This is a genomic window from Mucilaginibacter sp. BGA-UO-ETr-C110 (genome assembly GCF_059567985.1).
Window position 1 is genome coordinate 2,170,522 of sequence record NZ_JCAQPB010000002.1, and the last position, 21,898, is coordinate 2,192,419.

The 21,898-nt window shown below is 43.1% G+C and carries 19 protein-coding genes; 1 reads left to right on the plus strand and 18 read right to left on the minus strand.

What is annotated here, in order from left to right; translation table 11 throughout:
* Nucleotides 1-6 precede the first annotated feature (6 nt).
* The 6 genes from AC57BQ_RS09935 to AC57BQ_RS09960 are packed head-to-tail and all read right to left on the minus strand — an operon-like array spanning nt 7 to nt 4,865.
* The gene (locus AC57BQ_RS09935; RefSeq protein WP_496406124.1) at nt 7-405 is read right to left on the minus strand and encodes a DUF2255 family protein; all 399 of its coding nucleotides are present in this window, start codon (nt 403-405) and stop codon (nt 7-9) included.
* A complete protein-coding gene (locus tag AC57BQ_RS09940) occupies nt 402-818 on the minus strand; it encodes a putative quinol monooxygenase (RefSeq protein WP_496406125.1) in 417 nt (138 codons plus the stop codon). The genes AC57BQ_RS09935 and AC57BQ_RS09940 overlap by 4 nt, the downstream gene beginning before the upstream one ends.
* 18 nt (nt 819-836) lie before the next feature.
* Nucleotides 837-2,810 (minus strand): pyrroloquinoline quinone-dependent dehydrogenase, encoded by a 1,974-nt coding sequence (locus AC57BQ_RS09945; protein WP_496406126.1) that lies wholly within the window; start codon nt 2,808-2,810, stop codon nt 837-839.
* Between the two features lie 27 nt (nt 2,811-2,837).
* Nucleotides 2,838-3,566, minus strand: coding sequence for a carboxymuconolactone decarboxylase family protein (locus AC57BQ_RS09950; RefSeq protein WP_496406127.1), 729 nt, complete (start codon nt 3,564-3,566; stop codon nt 2,838-2,840).
* Between the two features lie 11 nt (nt 3,567-3,577).
* Complete coding sequence (locus AC57BQ_RS09955; RefSeq protein ID WP_496406128.1) at nt 3,578-4,093, minus strand: (R)-mandelonitrile lyase; 516 nt, start codon at nt 4,091-4,093, stop codon at nt 3,578-3,580.
* Nucleotides 4,094-4,103: 10 nt separating this feature from the next.
* Complete coding sequence (locus tag AC57BQ_RS09960; RefSeq protein WP_496406129.1) at nt 4,104-4,865, minus strand: glucose 1-dehydrogenase; 762 nt, start codon at nt 4,863-4,865, stop codon at nt 4,104-4,106.
* A 207-nt stretch (nt 4,866-5,072) separates the two neighbouring features.
* Between AC57BQ_RS09960 and AC57BQ_RS09965 the strand changes: the two genes are divergently transcribed.
* Complete coding sequence (locus AC57BQ_RS09965; protein WP_496406130.1) at nt 5,073-5,969, plus strand: helix-turn-helix domain-containing protein; 897 nt, start codon at nt 5,073-5,075, stop codon at nt 5,967-5,969.
* A 60-nt stretch (nt 5,970-6,029) separates the two neighbouring features.
* On the opposite strand, the gene AC57BQ_RS09970 is transcribed toward AC57BQ_RS09965, so the two are convergent.
* The 12 genes from AC57BQ_RS09970 to AC57BQ_RS10025 form a co-directional block, all read right to left on the minus strand.
* The gene (locus AC57BQ_RS09970) at nt 6,030-6,692 is read right to left on the minus strand and encodes a response regulator transcription factor (protein WP_496406131.1); all 663 of its coding nucleotides are present in this window, start codon (nt 6,690-6,692) and stop codon (nt 6,030-6,032) included.
* On the minus strand, nt 6,676-8,511 hold the full coding sequence (locus tag AC57BQ_RS09975) for a PAS domain-containing sensor histidine kinase (RefSeq protein WP_496406132.1): 1,836 nt from the start codon (nt 8,509-8,511) through the stop codon (nt 6,676-6,678). The genes AC57BQ_RS09970 and AC57BQ_RS09975 overlap by 17 nt, the downstream gene beginning before the upstream one ends.
* Before the next feature lie 107 nt (nt 8,512-8,618).
* Complete coding sequence (ureC, locus tag AC57BQ_RS09980; RefSeq protein ID WP_496406133.1) at nt 8,619-10,331, minus strand: urease subunit alpha; 1,713 nt, start codon at nt 10,329-10,331, stop codon at nt 8,619-8,621.
* A 51-nt stretch (nt 10,332-10,382) separates the two neighbouring features.
* Nucleotides 10,383-11,129, minus strand: coding sequence for an urease subunit gamma (ureA, locus tag AC57BQ_RS09985; RefSeq protein ID WP_496406134.1), 747 nt, complete (start codon nt 11,127-11,129; stop codon nt 10,383-10,385).
* 48 nt (nt 11,130-11,177) lie between these two features.
* Nucleotides 11,178-11,891: an urea ABC transporter ATP-binding subunit UrtE gene (gene urtE, locus AC57BQ_RS09990; RefSeq protein WP_496406135.1), complete on the minus strand. Its 714-nt coding sequence runs from the start codon at nt 11,889-11,891 to the stop codon at nt 11,178-11,180.
* The gene (gene urtD, locus AC57BQ_RS09995; protein ID WP_496406136.1) at nt 11,888-12,649 is read right to left on the minus strand and encodes an urea ABC transporter ATP-binding protein UrtD; all 762 of its coding nucleotides are present in this window, start codon (nt 12,647-12,649) and stop codon (nt 11,888-11,890) included. Before urtD ends, urtE begins: the two co-directional genes overlap by 4 nt.
* 31 nt (nt 12,650-12,680) lie before the next feature.
* The gene (urtC, locus tag AC57BQ_RS10000) at nt 12,681-13,769 is read right to left on the minus strand and encodes an urea ABC transporter permease subunit UrtC (protein ID WP_496406137.1); all 1,089 of its coding nucleotides are present in this window, start codon (nt 13,767-13,769) and stop codon (nt 12,681-12,683) included.
* 18 nt (nt 13,770-13,787) lie between these two features.
* Nucleotides 13,788-15,440 carry an urea ABC transporter permease subunit UrtB gene (gene urtB, locus AC57BQ_RS10005; RefSeq protein WP_496406138.1) on the minus strand — a complete coding sequence of 551 codons (1,653 nt, stop codon included), beginning with the start codon at nt 15,438-15,440 and terminating at the stop codon, nt 13,788-13,790.
* 65 nt (nt 15,441-15,505) lie between these two features.
* Nucleotides 15,506-16,786 (minus strand): urea ABC transporter substrate-binding protein, encoded by a 1,281-nt coding sequence (gene urtA, locus AC57BQ_RS10010; protein WP_496406139.1) that lies wholly within the window; start codon nt 16,784-16,786, stop codon nt 15,506-15,508.
* 39 nt (nt 16,787-16,825) lie between these two features.
* Nucleotides 16,826-18,196, minus strand: a complete 1,371-nt coding sequence (locus AC57BQ_RS10015; RefSeq protein ID WP_496406140.1) for a putative porin — start codon at nt 18,194-18,196, stop codon at nt 16,826-16,828.
* A gap of 628 nt (nt 18,197-18,824) precedes the next feature.
* Entirely contained in the window at nt 18,825-19,877 is a 1,053-nt protein-coding gene (locus AC57BQ_RS10020; RefSeq protein WP_496406141.1) for a glycoside hydrolase family 53 protein, read from the minus strand.
* A gap of 544 nt (nt 19,878-20,421) precedes the next feature.
* The gene (locus AC57BQ_RS10025) at nt 20,422-21,885 is read right to left on the minus strand and encodes a RagB/SusD family nutrient uptake outer membrane protein (protein ID WP_496406142.1); all 1,464 of its coding nucleotides are present in this window, start codon (nt 21,883-21,885) and stop codon (nt 20,422-20,424) included.
* Nucleotides 21,886-21,898: the final 13 nt, after the last annotated feature.

A 21,898-nucleotide genomic window follows, 5' to 3' on the forward strand; every position in this document is an offset into this window, starting at 1 on the left:
TACAGTTTAACTATCCCTGGGTATGATCCTTATTGTAGCAGATTGTGCCCGGCTGCTGATCATATCAGCCAGATACGGACTGCCCCTGTATTTCTTTTTATAGGATTCATCTATGTAATGGTCAATATTGAGATCATAAACCGGTTCAAAGTTCACATCCTTCACCATACCCGCGGCTTTTATATGCCCGGCTTTCTGCTTCAGAGCTGCCTTGTGCCATCTTGATGCAATGCCGCTATAGGCACGCACATATAAATCACCACGTACAATTACTGCCCAGACCCATGTTGGTGTACCGTAGGTCTCACGATCTTCACGGAAGGGCGAGATATGCAGATCGTCCGCCTGATCTATTCGTGTTAATTCATCTGTTGTGAATTGTTTTTTTATTGTTACGTTCATCATCTACTATTTTCTATGGACTCTGATTTGAACTCCAGAGCAATCGGCTCTACCTCAATTAGTTCAAGTGACTTAATCATCTTCCATGTCCTATTCTTATATTTTAAAAAATGTGGCGTTTTTAAGTGTGTCTGATAAGCACTATCGCTGGCGTATACTTCAAATACGGTGACCTTTGTCGGATCTGCCCTATTATATACAGCTTGCAGGGCAAATACACCCGGTTCTACCCTTATCGCGGCCTTTATCTCTTCGGCCAATGCCGCCCTATACACTTCGAGACAGGCGGGATAAACCTCGATTTTGGCTATTCTCACTAACCGGTTATCTTGTTTTACATGGGCTGCCTTATAACTTAAAATGAGCATAATGAGGCAACAGACAGATATTATTATCAATGAGTGCTTCGCTCTCATTGAGATTTCTTTTTAAAATCAATCCAAACCAAATACAATCAGTTCAGGCGGCAGATTAGCCCCACCGGTCGCTACCGCAATATATTGCTTGCCATTGAGCATGTAAGTCATCGGAGCGGCTGTTGCATTTCGGGGCAAAGCAATCTCACCAATGTACTGGCCTGTTGCTTTATTGTAAGCAACTATTTTGGGGTCTACCACCTGAAATTTCAATCCGGATGTCGTCCCCATTTTTGTACCTGTTTCTATCCTACCAATTTCTTCTCGCTGCGTACTGCCTTCCTGTGCTACAAAAAAGAGTGTCTTAGTCAACAAGATATGGCTGCGGGCCGCGCGCCCAGTTGGCGGCAGATTTAGCTTTTTCAAGGCGGGAACGGTTAAAGCCAGATCTCCCATCGGTGCCACCCACTTATGCTCCCCTGTGTTCATATCTATAGCTGTTAGGCGTCCATATGGTGGTTTCCATAGCGGAATGCCATCCATCGTTTCCATCGCCACAGTTTTCCCCTGGTACCCAAGTGTTGCTATCGAGGCCTTTTCCAGCGTGACCACGTGAGGAATTGTATTAGATGGTACGTACAGTATAGCTGTTTCCGGGTCGAATGCCGCCCCCGCCCAGCTTGCCCCTCCGGCTATGCCAGGCATTAAAATCGTAGGTTTTTCCAAAGAAGGTGGTGTGAATAACGGGCCATAATTATACTTTTTCAGTATATCTACAGCGGATTCGTGCATAGCAGGTGTAAAGTCTACAAGTTCATTTTCCGTTATGCCCTGCCGGTCGACAGGAGCGGGTTTCGTAGGAAATGGCTGGGTGGGTGAAGATTTTTCACCCGGAACCGTTGATTGCGGTACCGATCGCTCTACAATATCCCAGACAGGTTTGCCTGTAATACGATCAAACACGTAAACAAAACCTTGCTTACTCGCCTGCGCCACCGCTTTGATCGGTTTTCCGTTTACCGTAATATCGATCAGATTAGGAGCGGCCGGCGGATCATAATCCCATAATCCGTGATGTACTAACTGGAAATGCCAGATACATTTTCCGCTGCGGGCATCGAGCGCCACTAGGCTCTCGCCAAAAAGCCCTGAACCATGTCTTCGTCCGCCATAACTATCATTGGAGGGCGTGCTGAATGGCAGGTAAACATATCCCAGTCCTTCATCGGCACTGATCGGTGCCCAAACGTTAGCGCTGCCTGTTGTCTGCCAGGAATCGTCCTCCCATGTGTCGTTTCCAAACTCCCCTTTTTGCGGAACAGCACTAAACAGCCACAATTGCTTACCAGTGCGTACGTCAAAACCGCGAACAGAGCCAGGCGGCATAGCGGTAACCAAAGGAACGTCGTGTACCTTGGTGCCCACGACCACAACGTCCTTACAAACAATGGGTGCCGAGGAAACACCATAAAGCTTTCTTTCAACAGCACGTCCTAATCCCTGGGTAAGATCAATGCGCCCCGCATTGCCAAAGGAGGATATGGGCTTGCCGGTAATGGCGTTCAACGCGATCAGGTAGCCATCCCCTGTCCCCAACAGGATACGTTTATCGGAGCCATTTTCCCAGTAAGCAACTCCCCGATGCACAAAGCCGTTATTAGAAGGCGTTCCATTCTTCCAGGTTTCCGGATCATAGACCCACTTTGTCTTGCCCGTTCCTGCATCCACAGCCGCTACCTGGGATAGCGAAGAGCTGATATACAGTATACCATTTATCATTAAGGGCGTACATTCCCAAACCCAGCTTTTGATATCCGGGTGGATACGGGTGATATCTTGTTCTACGGAACGCCAGGTCCAGGCGATATGAAGCTGATTGAAATTGGTTGAATCGATCTGGTTGAGTGGTGAATATTGTGTACTGGCTTTATCAGCCCCATAACTCGGCCATCCGGTATCAGCGCTGAGCATTTTTGTTACCTGGGTTTGGCCTGTCAACACGTGACCGATCATCATCGCCAAAAACAGGATTAGCCGGACTTGTTTATACATTGCTTCCATAGGTTAAATGATATTTTGCTATTTTTTGACAGTCAGCACTTTATCCAACACCGATCTCGCGATATCCCCTTTCTTGATATCCACGGCATCATGAATGATCTTAAAAACTTCTGACAACTGTACTGCGGTAAGTCCGGTATTCATCGCTATACTGATATGCGCCTGCAATTGGGATTCGACCCCGCTCATACTGGCCAAAGCAGAAACAGTGATTAGTTCGCGCTGCTGGTAAGTCAAGACATCACGACTAAATATATCAGCGAACAAATGTTCTTTCAAAAAGATATCGATGGCGGGCGCAAATGCGTTAGCTCCCACAGGAGTTTTTTCCTCTTTGCCGGTCAGCACTTGCAAAGTTTTTTTTCCAGTTTGATATTTATGCATGTCATTAACTGGCGAAGCATCTTTACCTTCTGTATCCTGTTTGCCTTTTGCCTTACGGTCCTCAAGGACCGACATGAAAGTAGTAATTCCGTTCAAACTTCTCGGGAAACCGCAATACGCATAAAGCTGTACCAATATTTCCTTGATCTCGTTGACAGTAAGTCCGGCATCCAGTCCGGCATTCAGCTGAATCTTTAGTTTCATCAAGTCTCCAGCAGCGGTCAATGCCGAAATGTTGACGATACTTTGCTGCTGTACAGTCAAAGATTGACCCAGATTTCTGTGATCTTGTGCATTCATCATATGTACGCCCATCATTAAAATGAAGATTAGCAGCCCTTTGACAAAATGGTTTCTGCTCATGTCTTTTGTCTTTATTGTTTATTCGCTTCCTGATATTCTGCCTCAGATACCGGCTTCAGCCATACTACATTTTCATCACCTTTATAGTTGGTAATGGCAATGTGAACAAATTTGCTGTGGGCATCAGCTCCATGCCAATGCTCTATATTCGCCGGAATATTGACCACATCCCCTTTTTTCAGGGCACGTGCAGGTTTGCCTTTTTCCTGATAAAATCCTTGACCTTCAGTGACGATCAATACCTGACCTTTGGGATGGGTGTGCCAGATGGTCCTTGCGCCTGGCTCAAACGTTACGCTCCCCAGCGCGAATTCATTGTTTTTATCTTTAGCGAGTAAAGGATGTATAAAGGCAGAGCCTGTAAAGTAATCAGCCGGCGCTTTGTCTCCTTTTGCAAAGAGTGTATCATTTTCAGTTGTTATCATCGTTTTTTGTTGTTGAGGTTTTGCTTTATTGTTAACGGGGGCGATCATGAAGATCATTCCGACCGACAGCAACAATAGCGTCAATTTGATCATTAATTTCATAGACTTCGTTTTACTGAATGCTATATCCACCATCAACCACTAAGGTATGGCCGACCACCATGCTGGCCGCATCGCTGCAAAGCCAAATGACAGCACTGGCTATTTCATCAGGACGACCTAAACGCCCCACAGGTACCTGTTGCAGCATCCCGTCGAGCGCTTCTTTTTGGCCAGCCGCAATCATTTTGTCAGACATAGCCGTCTGAAAAAGGCCCGGGCAAATGCTATTGATCCGGATGTCCTGTGAAGCATACTCCAAGGCGGCGCTTTTAGTTAAACCGATAACACCATGTTTGGCACCGTGATAGGTTCCCCGCTGCGCACCACCCAGGATCCCCCCGATTGAAGAGCAGTTTACTATAGCACCGTTACCCTGTTTACGCATTTGCTGTAACTCATATTTCATACAGCTCCAAACACCACGATAGTTAATACCGGTAACCCGGTCGAAGTCGTCTCTGGTTTGATCTGCAGCCCCTGTCAGCTCATTCTGGACACCTGCATTATTATAGGCAGCATCCAAACGGCCAAAAACAGCGACGGTTTTACTGATCATATCTTCAACCTGCCTGTCATCAGACACATCACACGTGATAGCCAGTGTCCTGTACCCTTCCATTGCCAATTTTTCTGCCGTCAATTGAACTGCTTTTTCATCCCAGTCCGCTAAGACAACTGCCGCGCCGGCTTCTGCAAATGCTCTCGCTGTTGCTAATCCCAATCCTGAAGCGGCTCCTGTAACCAGCGCTATTTTCCCTTCCATTATTTTCATCTTTTTAGTCTTTTTGATTGATAGTTTTGTTTCAAAACCTGAATGACGTTCAACATCCAAAAGTTTATACACAAAGGTCCGGCTGTATTGGTTAAAAATTCTTATACAGGTTACAGGTTTACCTACCATTTTTACAGGTTAAGTCTCTGAAATTTATTCGGTGCCGAATAACTGTTAAATTTGGATCAGTTTCAATGCAAAAATGTTATGGAAAAGATTTCGAAGATAGATACAGTAAGTGAGCATGATAAATTTTATCACCAGGAAAATTTGCATCCCTTAGTCAGTGTGATCGACTTTACCGGCACAACACCGGTAGAATATGCTTCCAAAATGAACTTTGGGTTCTATGCCATCTATTTAAAGGATGTGCAATGTGGCGACATCAAATATGGCCGCCACACTTATGATTATCAGGACCGAACCCTGGTCTTTGTCGCTCCCGGCCAGGTCATCAATGTGAATATCAATCAGGACTATAAGCCGCAAGGCTTTGCGCTCCTTTTTCATCCCGACCTGATCCACGGCACAGCCCTCGGAAGACATATGGATGATTATACCTTTTTCTCCTATGAAACAAGGGAGGCCCTTCATTTATCGGAGAAGGAAAGAAAAATTGTGTTGGATTGTTTTGCAAAGATCAAATACGAATTAGAGCAGGGAACTGATAAACATAGCAAGACATTAATCGCTTCAAACATTGAATTATTTCTTAATTACTGCGTTCGTTTTTACGACCGGCAGTTCATTACCAGAAACGATGCTAATAAAGGTAACCTGGAGAAGTTTGAGAACTTGTTAAATGATTATTTTCAATCAGAGAAACCACAGACGAAAGGGTTGCCGCCTGTTAGCTATTGTGCGGAGCAATTATACCTTTCTCCCAATTACTTCGGGGATATGGTAAAAAAAGAAACGGGAAAAACCGCGATGGAATATATCCAATTAAAAGTCATGGACATGGCCAAAGAAAGGATACTGGATGTGAATAAGTCCATAAGTGAAATTGCCTATGAGTTGGGCTTTAAATACCCTCAGCATTTTACGAGGGCATTCAAGAAAAATACGGGCTACACTCCTCTTGATTACCGAAAGCTCAATTAAGAGCGATATGCAAAGTGCTATCCCTCTTTAAAGAGACAATATTAGAGCTACTCAGGTTTCTTACTTTAACAAATCAGTATCCTTGCAGTAAGTAAGTACTTCATCCATATTATTGGCTTTGAATTTACGCAGAATATTTAACCGGTGAGCCTCTATGGTGCGTACACTAATATTTAAAGACTCAGCGACTTCTTTCGTGCTGAGGTTTTTATCGATCATTTTTAAAATCTGCTGTTCCCTGTTCGACAGGGATATTTCTGTATGAGAGGCAGCAATATGACCGGATGTTTTTTGAATTTCTATATATTTCTTTACCAGCACGTCAGTTACATCACCAATAAAGTAAAATTTGCCGTTAAATACCGTCCTGATGGCATTTAAGAATATTTTATTACTGGTGTCTTTTAAGATATATCCGCTGGCACCCATTTCCAATGCACTAACCACATAGTCAGGGTTATCATATAAACTAAAAAAAAGGATCCTGCTTTTTGGCTGTTGCTTTAATATAACCTGGCTGGTCTCGACGCCATTGATGCCGGGCATCCGTATATCCATGATAATAACATCCGGGGTGATTGACGCCAAGGCTTGTAAAGCTGTTTCTCCGTCCCCGGCTTCACCAACTACCTCCATGTCATCTTCGCCATTCACCAGCTGTCTTAAGCCATTTCTGAATATCTCATGGTCATCTACTAAAAAAACTTTAATGCTCGCGTTCATGTGCCAAAGGTATTTCTAATTGAATAATTGTGCCATGTCCGGGTTCGGTAACGATGTTAAAAGTACCGCTTAAAAGTTCTGTCCGCTCCTTCATGCCCCGTATGCCATTCATTTTTTTTGCCAAATTCTTTAAGTGTAACTGCCGGATATCAAAATGAAAACCCTTTCCATTGTCTTTGACCATTAAATTTAAGTAGTCGCCGGAGGTGTCGATATATATCTCCACTTTGGATGCCTCCGAATGTTTAATAACATTATTCAGACCTTCCTGTAATATCCGGTAAACACTTATTTTTAGCTCCCTCGGCAAGGGGGTTTGCTGTATGTTTTCGTCTAACAGGAATTCGAGTTTCTTATCGAAATCCTGGCAAGTTTTTACCAGATCCTCAACAGCCGAACGAAGCCCAAAATCTTCTAATACACTGGGCAAGAGATCTGAGCATATCCTGCGGGTTTCTGCGATCAGGTTGGCAAGCATGCCGTTTACCACGACAATTTCAGGATCGGTGGTATCTGTTCTGTCTTCAATCTGTTCCAGCTTCATTCGTACACTGGTCAGCATCATGCCTATTCCGTCATGTATTTCTGCGGCTATTCTTTTCCGTTCTTTTTCCTGACCGTTAATAATGGCGTATGATTTAATTTTTTGTTCAATACCATGTCTTACCAATTTCTCCTCGGTCAATTTTTTGTTCTCTTGCTCCGTATTTTTCCGGTTGGTAATATCATTGCCGATTACCAAATACTGGTAAAGACTCCCGGAATTATCAAACACGGGTATTAAAGTAACATCCAGCCAAAATCCGGTTCCATCCTTGGCATAGTCAAAAATTTCATCCTGCCATACTTCATGATTTTTTTGTACATCCCGAATGTGATCATAAATTACACTTTCCTTGCCGCCCATATTGTTATAGAAAACAGGTTTGTTCCGGAGTTCAGACATGGTGTATTTGGTTACGTGGCAATATTTATCATTGGCATAAATGATCTTGCCTTCAGGGTCTGTCTTAACCAGGTAAGTTGCTTTGTCAAGGGCAAAATTGATTTCCCGCAATTCATTATATGATTTTTCTTTACTTTCATTAGCCACCTGCAATTTATAGGTTAATTGCTTAGCTTCTTCCTCTGATGAAACCAAGCCGATAACTACTTTTTTGATGTGGATAGCTAAGGGATAAAAAATAAAACCCGCCTCCAATACCAGTGTTACCAATAGTATGGCAAGAACCAGGTAATCGATTTGTTTTAGCTGGTTGATCCTTTCCTTTGAAAAGTTATCGTATTCAAAAACGATCAGATCCATTCCCAATAAATAGGATTGTTCGTAATTAAGTATAGTTTTTACGTAGGGCCGGATCAGTTCGGGACGGAAATTTTTTGTAGTATCCAGGATAGTGGCAATATGTTCAGCCGCTGTGATGATCTCTTTTCTCGGGTGACTGATCAGATCAAACATCTGATTGATCTCTTCCATGTTCTCGGTGGGCAGGTTCAGAAATTTGCTGCCGGATTCGAGGCCTTCCTGTGCTTTTTCCCACTGTTTCAGCGTATTGACAAATTCTTTACGGCTGCTTTCGTAGGCATAACCATTTTCTAAAAGCAAGGCCGACTTGGTTACGATCTGGCTATACGTACGTAGTCTGGCGGCGAAATTGATCACATGGGAATCATCCATAGACCGGCTCAGGTGAAGTTGTACCCTGACCTGGCTTGCAATAGATAATAAGGCGATAAAAGTTAATGCAATGCCATAACGTATGGTGAAATGCTTGAATAATTTGCGGTCCTGGGATATGATGGCTAAATTATTATTCATTTCTTCAAAAAGGGGAGTTTAAGGCTAAAGTAAAGATTTTGGATGACAATCATTCGCTGTAATGAAGCGAGAAGCCCGCAATCCTGTCCGGAATGCGGGCGATCAAACTAAAACAAGCTATATAACTGGGCTAACGGCACTTTCCTAGCCGGATCACACGTTACCAGCACATCATCGGCGGTAACTTCATATGTTTTCGGATCAACTTTTATTTTCGGCTGGGCAGTGTTCAAAATCATATCCTGCTTGGTAATGTTCCGGGTATTTTTAACGGGAATGATCATTTTATTTAACCCATATTGCTGTACATTTTCTACAGACGCTTTGGATACCAATGCCAACGAGGTGGCACCCACCGCCTTACCAAGCGCACCGTACATAGGGCGGGAAATCGTGGGTTCCGGTGTGGAAATTGATCCGTTGGGGTCGCCCATTTGCGCCTGTACAATTACACCACCCTTAATAACCAATTCGGGTTTGCTTCCAAAAAACTTGGGGTTCCAGATCACCATATCCGCCAATTTTCCGGGCTCTAATGAACCTACTACATGGCTGCATCCATGTGTAATTGCCGGATTGATGGTGTATTTGGCAATGTATCTTTTCACCCGGTAGTTATCCGCTCCGGTGGCAGCATCCTCAGCTAATGCGCCACGCTGTTCCTTCATTTTATGCGCGATCTGCCAGGTACGGCAAACCACTTCGCCGATTCGCCCCATGGCCTGAGAATCTGATGAGAACATGGATATGGCACCCATATCATGCAATACATCTTCGGCGGCTATGGTTTGCTGCCGGATACGGCTTGACGCGAAAGCAACATCTTCTTCAATGCTCTTGTCCAGGTGATGGCATACCATGAGCATATCCAGATGCTCGTCAACCGTATTGATGGTATATGGGTTGGTTGGCGAGGTAGAAGAGGGAAGAACGTTGGCCTCACTGAGCATGGTGATGGTATCTGGTGCATGACCTCCGCCTGCGCCTTCAATATGATAACAATGTATCGTGCGGTTTTTAAATGCTTTGATGGAATCCTCTACATAGCAGCTTTCATTCAGTGAATCAGTATGGATACATACCTGCACATCATAATGGTCTGCAATGGTTAAGCAGTTGTCAATAGCCGAGGCAGATGATGCCCAGTCTTCGTGCAGTTTCAGCGTCATCACCCCAGCCATAATCTGTGCCTCCAGTTCTTTTGGCCCGGATGAGCTTCCTTTTCCCAGAAAACCGATGTTCAAAGGAACGGTATCTGTGGCCTGGAGCATCATTTTGATATAGGTGGCATTAGGTGTAATGGTTGTTGCCAATGTGCCTGTTGTGGGCCCTGTACCACCACCTATCAGGGTAGTAATACCCGAAGCCAGGGCCTCCTGTGATTGCTGCGGACAAATAAAGTGCACGTGCGAGTCAACACCACCAGCAGTAACGATCAGCCCTTCACCAGAGATCAGTTCGGTATTGGCACCAATCACCAGGTCAGGATCAACGCCATCCATGATATGCGGATTACCCCCTTTCCCAATGGCTTTGATGTAATTGTTTTTAATACCGATGTCTGCTTTATAAATGCCGCTGTGGTCAACGATCAAAACGTTTGTAATGATCAGGTCAAGCACTTCTTCCGGGGAAAATCCAACCGCCTGTCCCATCCCGTCCCGAACGGATTTTCCACCGCCGAAAATACATTCATCCCCGTAAGACGTTAAATCTTTTTCAACTTTAATGAGCAGGTTGGTATCGCCCAGGCGTATAATATCGCCGGTTGTAACGCCAAAATGCTTTGCATATTCTGTTTTTGATATATTGTAGGCCATTTTTTAGTGATTTAATGGTTCAGTAAATGTTTTAATAAAAGAGTTGTCCGGTTAATCGATAAAGCCCCGTTCTTTCAGGGTATTGGTAATTTCAGGTATGCGCCCTGCTATGGCGCCATTGATCAGCGCATTAGCTCCGTATACCTTTTTTTCGCCCGCGATCTCTACCAGGTTTACCGTGACTTTCTCCAGCGGTTTAATGCGGATGGCATTGCCTGAAGGAATATCCAGCCGGTAACCTATAGTGGGTATCCTGTCAAATTTTAATACTTTGTTGGTTTCTACAAAAGGATAGTGAGAGCCAATCTGCACAGAACGATCCCCCGTGTTTTCCACTTCAATCGTTAGCGTTTTCCTGCCGGCATTTAATTCAATATCTCCTGCTGCAATAAAGACTTCACCCGGTTTGGTCTCGCTGCCATTGTCTATCAATAGCTTATTGGTTAGCCTGGTTAAACCAGAACCATACAGTGCCAGGCCGTTATTGATCCCTGTTTCACAGATCGGTTGGTGAACACTCACCAGTTTGGTACCGTCAGGAAAGGTCCCTTCTACCTGAACCGTATCCAGTAATGCCGGCACGCCCTCCATCACATCATCATACCCCAGGATATGTTTGCCTTTTTCCATCAGACCGGCAACTGTGGCTCCCTCCCGTATAAACTCCAGCAACTGTGTGGCGATAAGCGCTATGGTTTCCGGGTAATTCAATAATATCCCCCTCGCGTAACGCTTCTGGGCTACAAAACCGGCATTATGCAACACCAGTTTTTCTATTTCTTTAGGTGATAGTTTCATTTTCTTCTTTTGTTGTTTTTATAAAGATTTATTAGATGGTTCATTTTATTATACCGCAATATGATCCTGTAATTCGTTGAAATCAAAAGATGCCGCGTCTCCTTCTTTGATCATTTTCCCCCTGTCCATGAAGTAGAAATAGTCTGTTACGTGTTTTGCAAAATCAATTTTTTGTTCAACGAGCAATACGGAGATCCCTTTTTCTTCTACCAGTTTTCGTAATATATTTCCTATTTCAATCGCAATAGAGGGTTGAATGCCCTCAGTAGGTTCATCCAGCAACAAAAGAGAAGGTCCACTGATCAGAGCGCGTCCTATGGCCAGTTGTTGTTGCTGCCCGCCACTCAGGTTACCTCCCAGACGTTTTCGGAATTCTTTCAAAACAGGAAACAGGATATATATATCCTCTTCTGAAATTTTGGCTTTATAATCAGGTGATGCTTCCAGTCCTAATTTCAGATTTTCATGCACGCTCAGTTTAGGAAGGATTTCCCGGCCTTGCGGAACATAACCTATACCGGCCCTGGCAATTTTATAAGAGGGCAGATTAGTGATGGATTGCTCCCCGAGCAAAATTTCGCCTTCCTTAACTTTTACCAGACCCATAATTGTTTTCAGCAGAGTGGTTTTCCCCACACCGTTCCGGCCCATAACCGTAGTTACAGTGCCTTTGGCTACAGATAGTTCAGTACCCCATAAAATGGTACTCTCGCCATAAGAGGCCTGCAATTTGTTGACGGATAAAATCACCTCGTTCTTCATACCGATAATATTTCCAATTGTGCATTAGCCCTGCCGAGATAACAGTCTATAACCCTTTGGTCATTTCTGACTTCCTCAAAAGCGCCTTCCATTAAAAGTTTGCCATTAACCAGTACACTGACCAGTTTATTGGCGATCTGTTTTACAAAGTGCATGTCGTGTTCTATGACGATCACGCCATGCTGTTTGGATAGTTCGAGAAGCAATTCACCGGTCTTTTCTGTTTCTTTGTCAGACATGCCCGCTGCCGGTTCATCGATCAATAACAGCCGGGGATCTTGTAATACTACGATGGCTATTTCCAGCCATTGTTTTTGTCCGTGCGATAGTGAACCGGCCAATTGATGCAATACGTTGGAAAGCCCCACTCTTTTTGCCATCGCATGAATTTTATCGGTAAAAGCTGGTGATACTTTGAAGAACAGGGAGGTAAATACTCCCTTTTTCATTTTGGCTGCAATGCTCATATTATCAAATACCGTTAGACTGGGAAATACAGAAGGCTTTTGGAATTTCCTGCCGATGCCCAGCTCCGCTATTTCTACCTCGGTAAGGCCGTTGGTGGGCTTTCCGTTAAATTTGATCTCTCCGGTATTGGGTTTGGTCTTGCCGCACAGAATATCCATAAAGGTTGATTTACCGGCCCCGTTAGGCCCGATGATCACCCGTAATTCTTTGTCTTCCAGGTTGAAATGCTTTAAATCAAGCGCCCGGACACCACCGAATGAAACCGCGAGGTTATTTACTTCAAGTAACATGATCGTTAAAATTTTATGCGTTATCAGATCGTTAAGACACAACTCTAAGCCCGGCCGGTTTCCTTTTCAGGATCGTACCTATTTTATCCCCAATGGTTTCAAATAATCCAAGAAAGCCTTTTTGAAAATATAATACCGTTAATACATACAGCAGCCCGAGTATAAACAACCATCCTTCCGGAAAAAGGCTGGTGCAAACGCTGTAAAGGCAGTTCACTAATAAGGTGCCTATAATGGCCCCTTTGAGTTTCCCCCTTCCGCCTAATGCCACCCACATCAGCATCTCTACAGAAGCGGTTACGCTCATCCGGCCTGGTGTAATGATCCCTGTCTGTGGAACATAGAGCATACCTGCCAGGCCACCCAGTAGAGCGGCTACCACAAAAACCATGAGTTTGTAATTTAAGACCCGATAGGAGGTATAACCAACCCTTGATTCGCTGTCGCGGATGGCCTGCAATATTTTGCCGAATTTGGACTGAACCATTTTCCGGCAACCGGCATAGGCAAGGCAAAGCATAGCTAAAGAAACCAGGTATAAGCCAAGCTTAACCGGGGAGGCATTTAAATCATACCCCAGTACTGTTTTAAAGTTGGTCAGTCCGTTTGTGCCGCCGAGTTTGGTTTCATTTCTAAGGAACAGCAAGTACATGCCAAGTGCAAGCGCCTGGGTAATAATAGCCATATACACGCCTTTGATCCGGCTTCTGAAAATAAAGAAACCGATGATCAAAGCAATCAGTGCGGGTATGACCAGGCAAAGCAGCAGTGTTGGCACAAAGCCATGAAAAGGTTCCCAGAACGCAGGTAAGGAAGTAATGTTATTCCAGGCCATAAAATCAGGAAGCTTTTGCCCCTGTAGGGCAGTTGCGGTTAACAATAAGTGCATCCCTATACAGTAACCGCCCAAGCAAAAAAACAAAGCCTGGCACATGGACATGATCCCGGTAAATCCCCAGATCAGGTCTATCCCCAATGCTGCAATAGCAAAGCAGAAATACCGTCCCCATAAGGAAACTGTATTGACAGAAACAAAACCCATGATATTACCCACAGGCAACGCTACTGCAAAAAACAGGATAAAAAGAAGGTTAACCAATTGTGGTGATTTAATTTGCATGATATGAAATTTTATAAATTAATCCTCTGCTGATCTGCCTTTGTCGGGGAAAAGCCCCTTGGGTTTAAACTGCATAAAAATCATAATGCCCAAGAGGATCAGGACCTTGCCGTACACCGCTTCAAAAAATGCTTCCAATACTTTTGAAAACACGCCTATCCCGAGGCCTGCAACTATGGTTCCCACCAATTTGCCGACTCCGCCTGTGACAACCACCAGGAAGGAATCAACGATATAGGTTTGTCCCATATCAGGAACCACGTTGCCGATCAGGGTCATGGCGCAGCCCGCTAAGCCGGCTAAGCCGGAGCCAATGAAAAAAGTAATAGCATCTACGCGCCGGGTATCAATACCCAAACAGGCGCTCATACTGCGGTTTTGTGTTACGGCTCTTATCTGCATACCGAGCCGGGTACGAAACAGCACCCAATAGATCACGCTTACAGCTGCGATGGTTAGCACGATAACGAACAGGCGGCTATAAGGTAAAACCAAATGGGGTGATATTTGCCAGCCACCGGACAATATGCCAGGGAGCTTGACCGCCGTAAGATCACCAAAAAGGGTGCGGGCCAGCTGGATCAGGATCAGACTGACTCCCCAGGTTGCCAGTAAACTTTCCAGCGGTTTGGCGTATAAACGACGGATAACCAGTCTCTCCAGCAACAGCCCTGCGGCACCCGCAACGATAAACGAAACAGGTAAGGCGGCCAGGTAAAACCAATCTGTGTTTTGGATATGCAGTACATTGTTAAATAACATTTCCACGCTGTAGGTTGCATAAGCGCCTATCATCAGGAACTCGCCATGCGCCATATTGATAATTCCTGCTAAGCCATAAACGATAGCTAAGCCGAGCGATATCAGGATTAAAATACTGCCCAGGCTTAAACCGCTGAACAAATTCTGCATCCGTTGTAGCAAGGCATAATGGTTGTCTAATTCGGCTGCTTTTTGCTTTGCATATAAACGCAATTGCTGCGGCCGCTCTTTTTGTTTGCCATAAGCTGCCAATACACCGGTCGCGTTATCTCCGTCGTTAGCACTTAGTGAATCCATCAATGATCGCGCTTTGGTGATATCGGCGGTATTGTTCAAAAGCATTGTATAATATGCTTCTTTACCTGCACGCAAAACATTGGGATTTGTTTCCGTTTTCAATGCACCTGAAAGTATGTTTAGCAGGGAAGAATCAGCCGTAATTTGCAATTGACCATAAGCCATCATCCGTTTCTGATCATCGGCGTTAAATATATTCAGCCAGTTGGCAACGGGTATCAACTGAAGGCGGTTAACCCGGCTTATGTCTACCTGTTTTAAACCTGATGAACTGAGCAGGACTGGTTTTCCCTCGGCATTCAGCAATATCCGGTGTATGGGATATAGCTCATACACCGGAAAGCTTTCTTCTTCAGATTTTCTGTTGCCTGTCGTAACCGCTTTCCCATCCAAAATATATAGCGCGCTATTGTTTATAGCTTCCAGGAACGGAAACGAGGACACTTGTTTTAAGGCCACGAGACGCTGGATAGCATGTGATCGCATTTCTTCCTGTTGCGGGTGCAGTACCTGTTGGATATAAACCCCTGTACTGTCCGTAGACGCATGGGCCGAAAAAAACACAGCGCAGCACAGTATCATACAACATATTATTCTTTTTCCGTTTCTCATTTCCGTGCTTTTTATTTTGTGATAGAAATTATACTTCAACAACATACAATCTTGAATAAAAACAATTATTTTTTAGCATTGTCCAGCTTGAAGAATGGCTGTGGGATGATCAGACCTTTTGATTTCCAGATCACGTTGAACTGTCCGTCGGGCTTGATTTCGCCGATCATCGCTGTTTTTTCCAGGTGATTGATCTGATCATCCATTTTTACCGGGCCCGCGGGTGAATCAAAGGTTAAACCATGCAAAGCTTCAACAACCTTGGCTACATCAAATGACTTTGCTTTTTCAGCCGCTTTTGCCCATAGGTAAACATCGGTGTATGCCCAGCAAATTGGATCGTCAGTAACTCTTTTTGAGCCACCTGGGAGGTTATGTTTTGCGCAATAAGCTTTGAAATTGGCTACGAATTTTTTATTCTCAGGCACATCGATGGACTGGTAATAATTCCATGCTGCTAAATGACCTACTAAAAATTCTGTATCCATTGCCCTTAATTCATCTTCGGCCACAGAGAAGGCCATAATAGGGCAGGTGGCAGCAGTTAATCCCTGGTTAGCAAATTCTTTGTAGAAAGGGATATTAGAATCACCATTGATAGTAGACAATACACAAGCTTTACCGACTACGGCAAACTTCTTTATTTTAGAAACAATAGTCTGGTAGTCCTGGTGATGGAAAGGGGTATATTCCTCTATGATGTTTTCTTTAGGAATGCCTTTAGAAAGTAAATAAGCTTTCAGGATCTTATTAGCTGTTCTGGGGAAAACATAATCAGTGCCCAATAAATAAAACCGTTTATAACCACCGCCCTCGGCACTCATTAAATAATCCGCGGCCGGGATCAGCTGCTGATTGGGTACCGCACCTGAATAAATGATGTTTTTAGAGCTTTCCTCACCTTCATATTGCACCGGGTAAAAAAGCAAGCCGTTGTTTTGTTCGAAAACAGGTAGAACAGATTTGCGGGAAACAGAAGTCCAGCAGCCAAATACGGCCGATACTTTTTTATCGATCAAAAGTTCTTTTGATTTCTCTGCGAACAGATCCCAATCAGAAGCCGGGTCAACGATCACCGGCTCAATTTTTTTACCAAGCACGCCACCCGCTGCATTGATCTCATCGACCGCCATTTGAACAGCATCTTTTAAAGATACTTCAGAAATAGCCATGGTGCCGCTTAGCGAATGCAGCACACCAATTTTAACCGTACTGCCAGAGGTATCTTTGCTGTTGGTGCCGGCACTTCCTTTTTTATTGTTTGAATTGCAGGCAGTGAGCAACAGTAGGGAAGCGCTAAGCAAAACCATTGCTTTTTTTAGGGGGAAAGAAAATCTTGTAGTCATTATTTCAATTTTATGAGTGAATAAACTGTTTAGAATGAGTTAAAAAATGAAGAACTGTAGTTGCAGCCAAACCTGGCCGTAAGATCTTTTATCAAAGTCGCCTGCAGGTATGGCTACATTATAAGCCCGTGAATTATAGGAAAGCTTCAGGTTGGTACCTAAATCATTAAAGAAATAATTGATCCCAACACCGTAAACCTTATTGGAGTTTAATTTATTAAACCGGTCAACAGCTACGGTTCCGGTCTGTTGAGCTTTTGCTGATACATCCTGGTTTTCAAATTTTACCCAGGGTTGCAGTTTCGCCGTTTTAAAGTAGTAACCCAATTCCAGGAATTGCACGGTTTGCGCGGGAATTAGCGTGGCGAATGAATATTTGTTACCGACATTGGTGCCTCCGGTCATATATTGAAAAGCGCCGTTTAATGTAATTGATCCGGTTTTAGAAACAGGCTCATCTAAAAACACATCAGTGCTAAAGTTATAATAGGAAGCTTGTGTATCAAATCCGGCTCCCCATGTCAGCGTTTTTCCTTTGCCTAAGTTGGTTCCGGCATAATAGTAGTCTTTTTCCGTGTCCAGGAAATTATAAGCAAAACGCCCAACATACCTGAGCGGTCCTTTGCCGTCAACATTTCGACCGGTAAATACACCGACACGATATTCAAACTTATTGTTGAATATAAAGCCACGGGCGTTAACACCGAGGTCTCTGCCAAAATTACCCTGAAGCGGGCTGTTAGCGAATAAATTATAGGGATATTGAAAATAAGAAAAATCATTGGCCATTAAAGCAGCCGCACCCTGTAAACCGTTTCTGTTGTCAGATACCAGTTGCTGCCCGGCTACCAGCTGAAAAGCGTCAGAGAAACTGTATTGATATTGCGCATCCAGTATAATAGGAGATACTTTTACATTTTTGGTGCCATCCGCATTGGGGCCGCCAATAGCAGATGGCAGATCGGTTTCCAGAAAGAAACTGCCTTTCCTGGAAAGCTGGCCGCCAACCAATACGCGGGCACGATAAAGTGTGAAGCCCCGGTTCCATGATTTTGGGGAAGCAGCGGTTTGAGGGTTGGAGTAACCATCCTGTTCACCGAAGGCAAACATATGCACGATCGATCCCACCTGGATCGTAGGTTTAAAAGGCAAACTGTCGTTTAATACCGTTTTTTTATTGATGCTCAATATAGAGTACTTACGTACCTTGGCGAAATTAGGGTATTCGAGCAAAAGATTATGATCTCCAGTCGCATCTTCTGTGCCTGCAGCACTAATAGCAGGGGTAGTTATAGAAGAATCCTTTTTAGCGACAGACAATGGGGTATTAACCCTTAAGGAGTGCTCTTGGGCTTGAACGAGTTTCGCAAAAAACAAAGCGGTGGAAAAAAGTAAAAATTTTAATTTCATAATCAATTGTTTAATTTATACCTACGTAATTTTATGTAATATTCAAAAATACGTAAGTAGTTGATAAATTGAAAGAAATTTCAAACTTTTACTAAATCCATTGAAATTAAATAGACAAATAGTGATAAAAAATGATTATTTTAAATAAAACACCTAAAAAATATTTTTATATCAATTAAATTTTAGTGTGAAATTTAAAATCAATGCTTATACACACATATTTAAGTATGTAAATAAAGAGTTTAACATCAAATTACCCGATCTGTGAAATAAAAAAGAAAAAAATCAATAAATGATATCAATTAATGAAAAATAAACATACTTAGCAAAACAAAATATTAAAAAAAAAGAACTTATAGACTTAATAGTCATTTTCGACGTCTTTGTTTAGTAGCTTGTTCCGGATAACGTTGACATTCCTTAGTATCAATAATTTGTGTTTAGGGCAGTTTTTAAAAATTCATTACTTCTTATTTTTCCAAGATGCCGCTCATTAATATACTATTGTAATTTTATTGGTTGATCGTCCGTTTTCATTAATAGACCGTATTTCGATTGGTTTTTTGAGGGATAGTAACAAGAAAGGCAGGATAAATGATATTTATCCTGCCTTTTAGCCAGCATTTCGTTAAAATGCGGTCAACGCCACGGTTGGCTTACCTGTGGGATCAAAAGCGCCCATTCCGTAACCCTGCCAATTATTATAGGCTTCCGGTTCCCAATAAAATACACCGAGCCCGTTTCCACCAGATACCGATTTTACTTTAGTAATCAAATCGCTCAAAAATGATTTACAAGTAGTGGCGGCTGATTCGCTCATTCCAGCTTCGCATATCATCACCTGTTTGCCATACCTGGAAACCATATCATTCATATTGGTAAGGCACTGGCTGTTGTAAGTTGACCAATTGCTGGTTGAAGGGTATAATGACATGCCGATAACATCCCAGCTCGCACCATTTGCTTTGAGGCCATCAAACAGCCATCTGTAGGTTGTGTTATCGTAGCCATTAGCCAAGTGTACAATAACTTTTGCTGATGGAAAAATCGCCTTAGTTGCATTATAACCACAATTAACCAGCCAGGCATAGTTTTTCATATTAGCCGAAGCCTGTCCATCCTGCCAAAGCATACCATTGTTTGTCTCATTGCCAACCTGTACCCATAAAGGTGTTATACCGTTTGATTTCAAAGTATTGAGTGTATTATAGGTATAGTTAAAAGTTGCATTCATTAAGTCCGTAAAATTCAAACTGGCCCAGGCCGAAGGCTTAGTTTGACTTCCTGGGTCAGCCCAGGTATCGCTATAGTGAAAGTCTATCATAATGCTCATACCAGCATTTCTGGCCCTAATAGCTTTTGCCACCACGTCGGCGGTATTATTCCATCCTGACGAGGGGTTGACCCAAGCCCGGAGCCGTATTGCATTGATGCCGTATCCGCTTAATATGGTGAACAGGTCTTGCTGGGTACCACCGCTGTTATAAAATTTAAGGCCCGATGCCTCCATCTGGGTTAACCAACTGACATCGGCACCGTTAGCAAATGATGTGCTCGCATTGGTTGAAATACGCGTTACTGAACTTGATAAATTGGCATTTACAGGTTTAACTGCACTTTCTTTGCAACCTAAATTTAGGCCAAGCAAGAGCATGGAAGAAAGAATAATGTTCTTTTTCATAATTTATAAATTGGTTTTTTAAATTGGTTTATTGTCTTTTTTGGAGATCTTCTTACTGACGTTTCATTAACTTATATAGTAATAAAAAATATAACACAATACTTTTCAAAAAATATCCAACGATATAGTAGGTTCATCTACGCCATTAAAAACCCAAAAATCATAGCATTGCCAATTATAAGCTTCCCCTCCTACTGAAACGCCGAATCCATTCCAAATCCGGAATTATAACATCGGTCTAAAGAGCGTTCCAAACACCTATTTATAATTGTGCAAGATTATCATCAGTTTAGCAAAAGATTTGAAGTCCAGTCATCAGGTTAAACCTGATGACTGGAATCATCACACATGTCGATATGGTAGAAAACGAATATCATTTTCAAACGGGCATTCGTCCTTACTGCTTTTACTAGTAAAACATTGGTATTACGCCGTATTAAATGAATAACCCAGGCATGTAAAGCGCTGGGTAAAACCCTTGCTTTTTATTAAAACAAAGAGATCTTTCTGATTATCATTTCTCTCATAAAATCACTTAAAAATGTTAATTATAACCTGGGTTCTGTGTAAGTCCTGGATTATTCTGAATTGCGCTGGTCGGGAAAGGATAAACTAAATATTTATCACTGGCTGTTGAGCCGATTACTTTTGATACCCATGGTAAAAAAGTTTTTGCTCTGATCATGTCGGTCCTGCCAAACCCTTCAACAAATAATTCCCATCTGCGTTCGGAAAAGATATGGTTTCGCACCGAACCTTGGGTTGATGATTCTTGGGCATTGAGCGGTCCGAGGCCTGCCCTTTGCCGAATTTGATTTATCAGTATAACAGCAGCAGATGTATTCCCCAATTCATTCTGCGCTTCAGCTTTCATCAGTAATATGTCGGCATAACGTATGATTGGCTGATCGTTTCCTCCAAAGGAACCGTTGGATTTTGGGTCCAGCGGATATTTGGTAACAATCGGTGTAGAATTTGTAGCGGTTCCCCCACTCTTTGTAGTATAACTATAAGATATTTGACTTCTTCTTTGATCATCCGACTCAAATGAATTGTAAAAGTCGTAGGTTACCGTCCAGTCACCCCAATTTACCTGCGCTGCATTGGGGAAAAACATATCTCCCGGCCTTGACCAATAGTCATTCAATATAAATACTGCGGTAGTCGTAGAGGCGTCGTGCCTGATACTGTATACCATTTCAGCATTATTTTTATTGTTTACATCGAAAATGCTGCTATAGGGAGTAACCAAACCTAACCCTGCCGCAGCGGCGCTGTTGATGACCAGATCACACGCATCGGAGGTTTTTTGCCAGCGCGCGGTGTTCGTATCCCAATTTAAATACAGCCTTGCGAGCAGACCTGCTGCAGCCTGTTTTGACGGGAGTGAATAATTCGAGGCAATGCTTGCATCATTCTTGTTTGGTAAAAGTTTTTCAGCATCCAATAAGTCCGACTCCACCTGGGCCCTGATTTGGTCCCTTGTACTTTGGGGAATTGATGTTCTGGTGTCCTGCGGAGACAATACAAGTGGCACACCACCAAATTCGTTTTGAAGAAAATAATAATTAAATGCTCTCAGAAATTTGGCCTGCCCTTCATATTGCGCCTGCTGAGCCGCAGTAAGGTTTATCCTCTTCATACGATCCAAAATAAGATTTGAAGTATAAATAGAATTCCAAACCTGAGGATAAACGCCCCAGGAAAAAAAGTCAGGATAATTGGTTTGCCATTGAGAGAAATTATTCATTTCACCTGCATTATTTGCGCCCCCGGACCAATAATCAGTAGATGCGTCTTCCATTTCCATAAAGAAAGTCGTGTAATATGAAAACGGTGCGTCAACGTAACTTAAACCGGCATTAAACGCCTGCGTTAAATCAGCCGCGCTGGTCCATAACAGCGGGTCATTCACCTGGCCATATTGCTTTTCTACTAAATCCTTTTTACAAGAGAATGTTATCGGGATCAGTAAAATCATTGATAATATGATTTTAAAATATTTCATCTGATTATTTTAT